This window comes from Phenylobacterium sp., from assembly GCF_046590535.1.
Lineage (GTDB): Bacteria > Pseudomonadota > Alphaproteobacteria > Caulobacterales > Caulobacteraceae > Phenylobacterium.
Genome location: NZ_JBKJTG010000038.1, coordinates 1 through 3658 on the forward strand (window position 1 = coordinate 1; position 3658 = coordinate 3658).

A 3658-nucleotide genomic window follows, 5' to 3' on the forward strand; every position below is an offset into this window, starting at 1 on the left:
TGATCCTCCTCGATCAAAGGCCTGATCACATCGTCAAGGGCGTCGCCCTCCATCACCTTGGCCAGGTTGTAGAGGGTCAGGTTGATCCGGTGGTCGGTGACCCGGCCCTGCGGGAAGTTGTAGGTGCGGATGCGTTCCGAGCGGTCGCCGGAGCCGACCTGGCTTTTGCGTGCGTCGGAGCGGGCGGTGTCGAGGGCCGCGCGCTTCTGGTCGTAGAGCTTGACCTTCAGCGCCTTCATGGCCCGCGCCCGGTTCTGGTGCTGCGACTTCTCGGAACTGGTGACCACGATGCCCGAGGGCAGGTGGGTGATGCGCACGGCGCTATCGGTCTTGTTGACGTGCTGGCCGCCGGCGCCGGACGAGCGGTAGGTGTCGATGCGGATGTCGGCGTCGTTGATCTCGATCTCCACGTCCTCGGGCTCCGGCAGGACGGCGACCGTGGCGGCGGAGGTGTGGATGCGTCCCTGGGCCTCGGTGTCGGGCACCCGCTGCACCCGATGGACGCCGCTCTCGAACTTCAGCCGTCCGAACACCCCGTCGCCGGTGACCGCGGCGATGATTTCCTTATAGCCGCCGACCTCGCCCTCGGAGACGCTGTCGATCTCCACCCGCCAGCCGCGCAGCTGGGCGTAGCGCTGGTACATGCGGAAGAGGTCGCCCGCGAACAGGGCGGCTTCGTCGCCCCCCGTGCCGGCCCGCACCTCGAGCATGGCCGAGGCGTTCTCGTCGCGGTCCTTGGGCGCCAGCAGCAGGGCCACCTGCCGCTCCAGCTCCGGCAGCTTGTTGTTCAGGGCGTCCAGCTCGTCGCGGGCCATGGCGGCCATCTCGGGGTCACCGGCCGCGGCCATCTCCTCCAGCTCGGGCGCCTCGGCCCGGACCCGGGCCAGGGCCTGGACGGCCTCGGCCACCGGGCGCAGCTCGGCGTGCTCCTTGGACAGGCGCACGATCTCCGCGCCGTCGGCGGCCGCACCCATGCGGGCCTCGATCTCGCGGAAGCGGTCGAGCACCTGATCGAGCCTGGCCTGGGGAAGTCTCACGGGGGTCGCCGTCCGGATTTCGAAGGGAGCATGCTCTAGCCCTCCCGGCCGCTGAAGCCAAACGTGAGGCCGCCGGAACGCTCGCGCCGCACGCTCGTTAAGGCGCAGGTTGAACCAGGAGAACTATCAGATGGATACCGAACGAACCACGGAACGCACGGACGGGGTGACCACCGAGCGCACCGTCGAACGCGGCAATGTGGGCGGCACGACCATCGTCGAGCGCCGCGGCGGCATGGGCGGCATTCTCATCGGGATCGCCGTGCTGGCGCTGGTGGCGATCGTCGCCTTCTTCCTGATGAACGCCAACAAGAACGACGCCATGCGCACCGAAGCGGTGTCCGGCGCGGCGTCCAGCGTGGCCGAATCCGCCGCCGGTGCGGCCGAGAGCGTTGGCAATGCGGCCAGCAACGCCGCCGACGCCGTCACGCCGAACAGGTAGGCCCACGAAAAAGGCCCCCTCCGTCGCCGGAGGGGGCCTTGAACTTCGGGATACGCGGTGGCGCCTAGGCGCGGACGCCGCTCAGCGGGGCGTTGCCGAAGGCGCCGAGCTTCACGTTGCCGGTCATCTTGTCGCCATCGACCTTGGCTTCGAATTCCAGGGTCATCGGCATCGGGCTGGTGATGTCGCTGGACCAGGTGAGGGTGTCGCCGGCGATCGTGCCGGTGATTTCCTGCGAGCCCATGCGGCCTTCAGTCTTTCCGGTGAAGGTGTCGCCGCTGGTGGTGATGTTGGCGTTCACTTCCTGCGCGCCCATCGGGGTGTTGATGGTGATCTTCCAGTTGCCGTCAGCGGACATCGTTCTCTCCCAGGATTGGCGCCCACCTAAGCTCAGATGGTCTGGCCGCACAAGTGACGCCGCCGTCACTTTCGTGAGGCGCAGACCTTGTGAGGCCGGACCTCGAAGCGCTGGATGAGCGCGCCGCGCTACTCGGCGGCCTGCAGGGCGGCGGCGGCTTCGATCTCGGCGGCGCGCGCCTCGACCAGCTCGACGATGTGATCGACCATCGCCGCGTTGTCGATCTTGTGGTCCTGGCGACCGGCCACATAGACCATGCCCGCGCCCTTGCCGCCGCCGGTGAAGCCCAGATCGGTCATCAGCGCCTCGCCGGGACCGTTCACCACGCAGCCGATGATGGAGAGGCTGAGCGGGGTGGAGACGTGCGCCAGCCGGGCTTCCAGGGCCTCGACGGTCTTGATCACGTTGAAGCCCTGCCGGGCGCAGGACGGGCAGGCGATGATGCTGACGCCGCGATGGCGCAGGCCCAGCGACTTGAGCATGTCGAAGCCGACCTTGATCTCCTCCACGGGGTCGGCCGCCAGGCTGACGCGGATGGTGTCGCCGATCCCGGCCCACAGCAGGTTCCCCATGCCGATGGCCGACTTCACGGTGCCGGTGCGCAGGGCGCCGGCCTCGGTGACCCCCAGGTGCAGCGGGCAGTCGATGGCCTCCGACAGGAGCTGGTAGGCGGCCACGGTCATGAAGACGTCGGAGGCCTTCACGCTGATCTTGAACTCGTGGAAGTCGTGGTCCTGCAGGATGCGGGCGTGGCGGAGCGCGCTCTCGACCATGGCCTCAGGGCAGGGCTCGCCGTATTTCTCCAGAAGATCGCGCTCCAGGGAGCCGGCGTTGACCCCGATGCGCATGGAGCAGCCGTGGTCCCGGGCGGCCTGGACCACCTCGCGCACCCGGTCGGGGGAGCCGATGTTGCCGGGGTTGATGCGCAGGCAGGCGGCGCCGGCCTGGGCCGCCTCGATGCCGCGCTTGTAGTGGAAGTGGATGTCGGCCACGAGCGGCACGTTCGACGCCCGCACGATGGTCTTGAAGGCCGCGGTGGACTCAGCGTCGGGGCAGGAAACCCGGACGATGTCGGCGCCGGCTTCCTCCAGCTCACGCACCTGGGCGATGGTCGCCTGGGCGTCGGCGGTGAGGGTGTTGGTCATGGACTGGACGGTGATCGGCGCATCGCCACCCACCTCCACCGAGCCCACGCGGATCTTGCGCGATGGCCGACGCTGGATCGCCCGCCAGGGGCGCAGGTGGGTGTGGTCCTGGGTGGTCATGACGCAGGGAAAATAGGCGCTCAGGCGCTAAAACCCAACCGCGATCAGCCGGCGAGCTTGGAGACCAGCACTTGGGCGGCCGGCAGCACGCCCCTGGACTGTCCGCCGACGAACACCTGGAAGTCCTGCGGCTCGGAGACATCGATGGTCAGGCCGGCGACCTGGGGCGCGCGGTAGGCCTCGCCCGGGGCGAGCTGGCGGGCGAAATAGACCGAGCCGTCGGCGCCGCGGATGATCAGGGCAGCAGGCTTCAAAGCCTGCACCGTGACCAGGGAGGGCGTGCGGGCGCCCCCGCCATAGACCGCGCCCTTGGGCGTGAAGGTGGGCGCAAGGGTAGCCACGTCGACAATGTCGGCGGTCGGCGTCTCGGCCAGGTTCGCGGGCGGGGCGAGGTTGCCCATGCCGTCGACGCCGGCGTCGGCCAGGCCGGGGGTCTCGTAGAGCTGCGGCGTGGTCGACTCCACCGGAGCCGGCAGCGGCGCGCCCAGAGAGACCTGGCCGTCCGGCGCCTCCGCCAGCGCCTTTCCGGCGGCGGCTTCGGGCGCGGTGGATGCCG

General features: G+C 69.4%; 4 protein-coding genes and 1 pseudogene. 1 reads left to right on the plus strand and 4 read right to left on the minus strand.

Annotated elements, in window-relative coordinates; all coding sequences use genetic code 11:
- Window positions 1–1037, minus strand: a 1037-nt coding sequence (prfA, locus tag ACLL81_RS01940) for a peptide chain release factor 1 (RefSeq protein ID WP_411286661.1), incomplete at its 3' end; no start/stop codon positions are given.
- A 130-nt stretch (window positions 1038–1167) separates the two neighbouring features.
- Here prfA and ACLL81_RS01945 point away from each other — a divergent pair.
- Window positions 1168–1479, plus strand: coding sequence for a hypothetical protein (locus tag ACLL81_RS01945; RefSeq protein ID WP_411286662.1), 312 nt, complete (start codon window positions 1168–1170; stop codon window positions 1477–1479).
- A gap of 64 nt (window positions 1480–1543) precedes the next feature.
- Here the strand turns inward: ACLL81_RS01945 and ACLL81_RS01950 are convergent, their stop codons facing one another.
- The 3 genes and pseudogenes from ACLL81_RS01950 to ACLL81_RS01960 form a co-directional block, all read right to left on the minus strand.
- A complete protein-coding gene (locus tag ACLL81_RS01950; RefSeq protein WP_411286663.1) occupies window positions 1544–1837 on the minus strand; it encodes a hypothetical protein in 294 nt (97 codons plus the stop codon).
- A 128-nt stretch (window positions 1838–1965) separates the two neighbouring features.
- Window positions 1966–3102 carry a flavodoxin-dependent (E)-4-hydroxy-3-methylbut-2-enyl-diphosphate synthase gene (gene ispG / locus ACLL81_RS01955; protein ID WP_411286664.1) on the minus strand — a complete coding sequence of 379 codons (1137 nt, stop codon included), beginning with the start codon at window positions 3100–3102 and terminating at the stop codon, window positions 1966–1968.
- A gap of 44 nt (window positions 3103–3146) precedes the next feature.
- Window positions 3147–3658, minus strand: a pseudogene (locus ACLL81_RS01960) (helix-turn-helix domain-containing protein); the annotation flags it as partial.

Excerpts from the sequence above, each read along its gene's own strand:
- ACLL81_RS01950 (WP_411286663.1), bottom strand. The coding sequence starts at position 1,837 with ATGTCCGCTGACGGCAACTGGAAGATCACCATCAACACCCCGATGGGC.
- ACLL81_RS01945 (WP_411286662.1), top strand. The coding sequence starts at position 1,168 with ATGGATACCGAACGAACCACGGAACGCACGGACGGGGTGACCACCGAG.
- ispG (WP_411286664.1), bottom strand. The coding sequence starts at position 3,102 with ATGACCACCCAGGACCACACCCACCTGCGCCCCTGGCGGGCGATCCAG.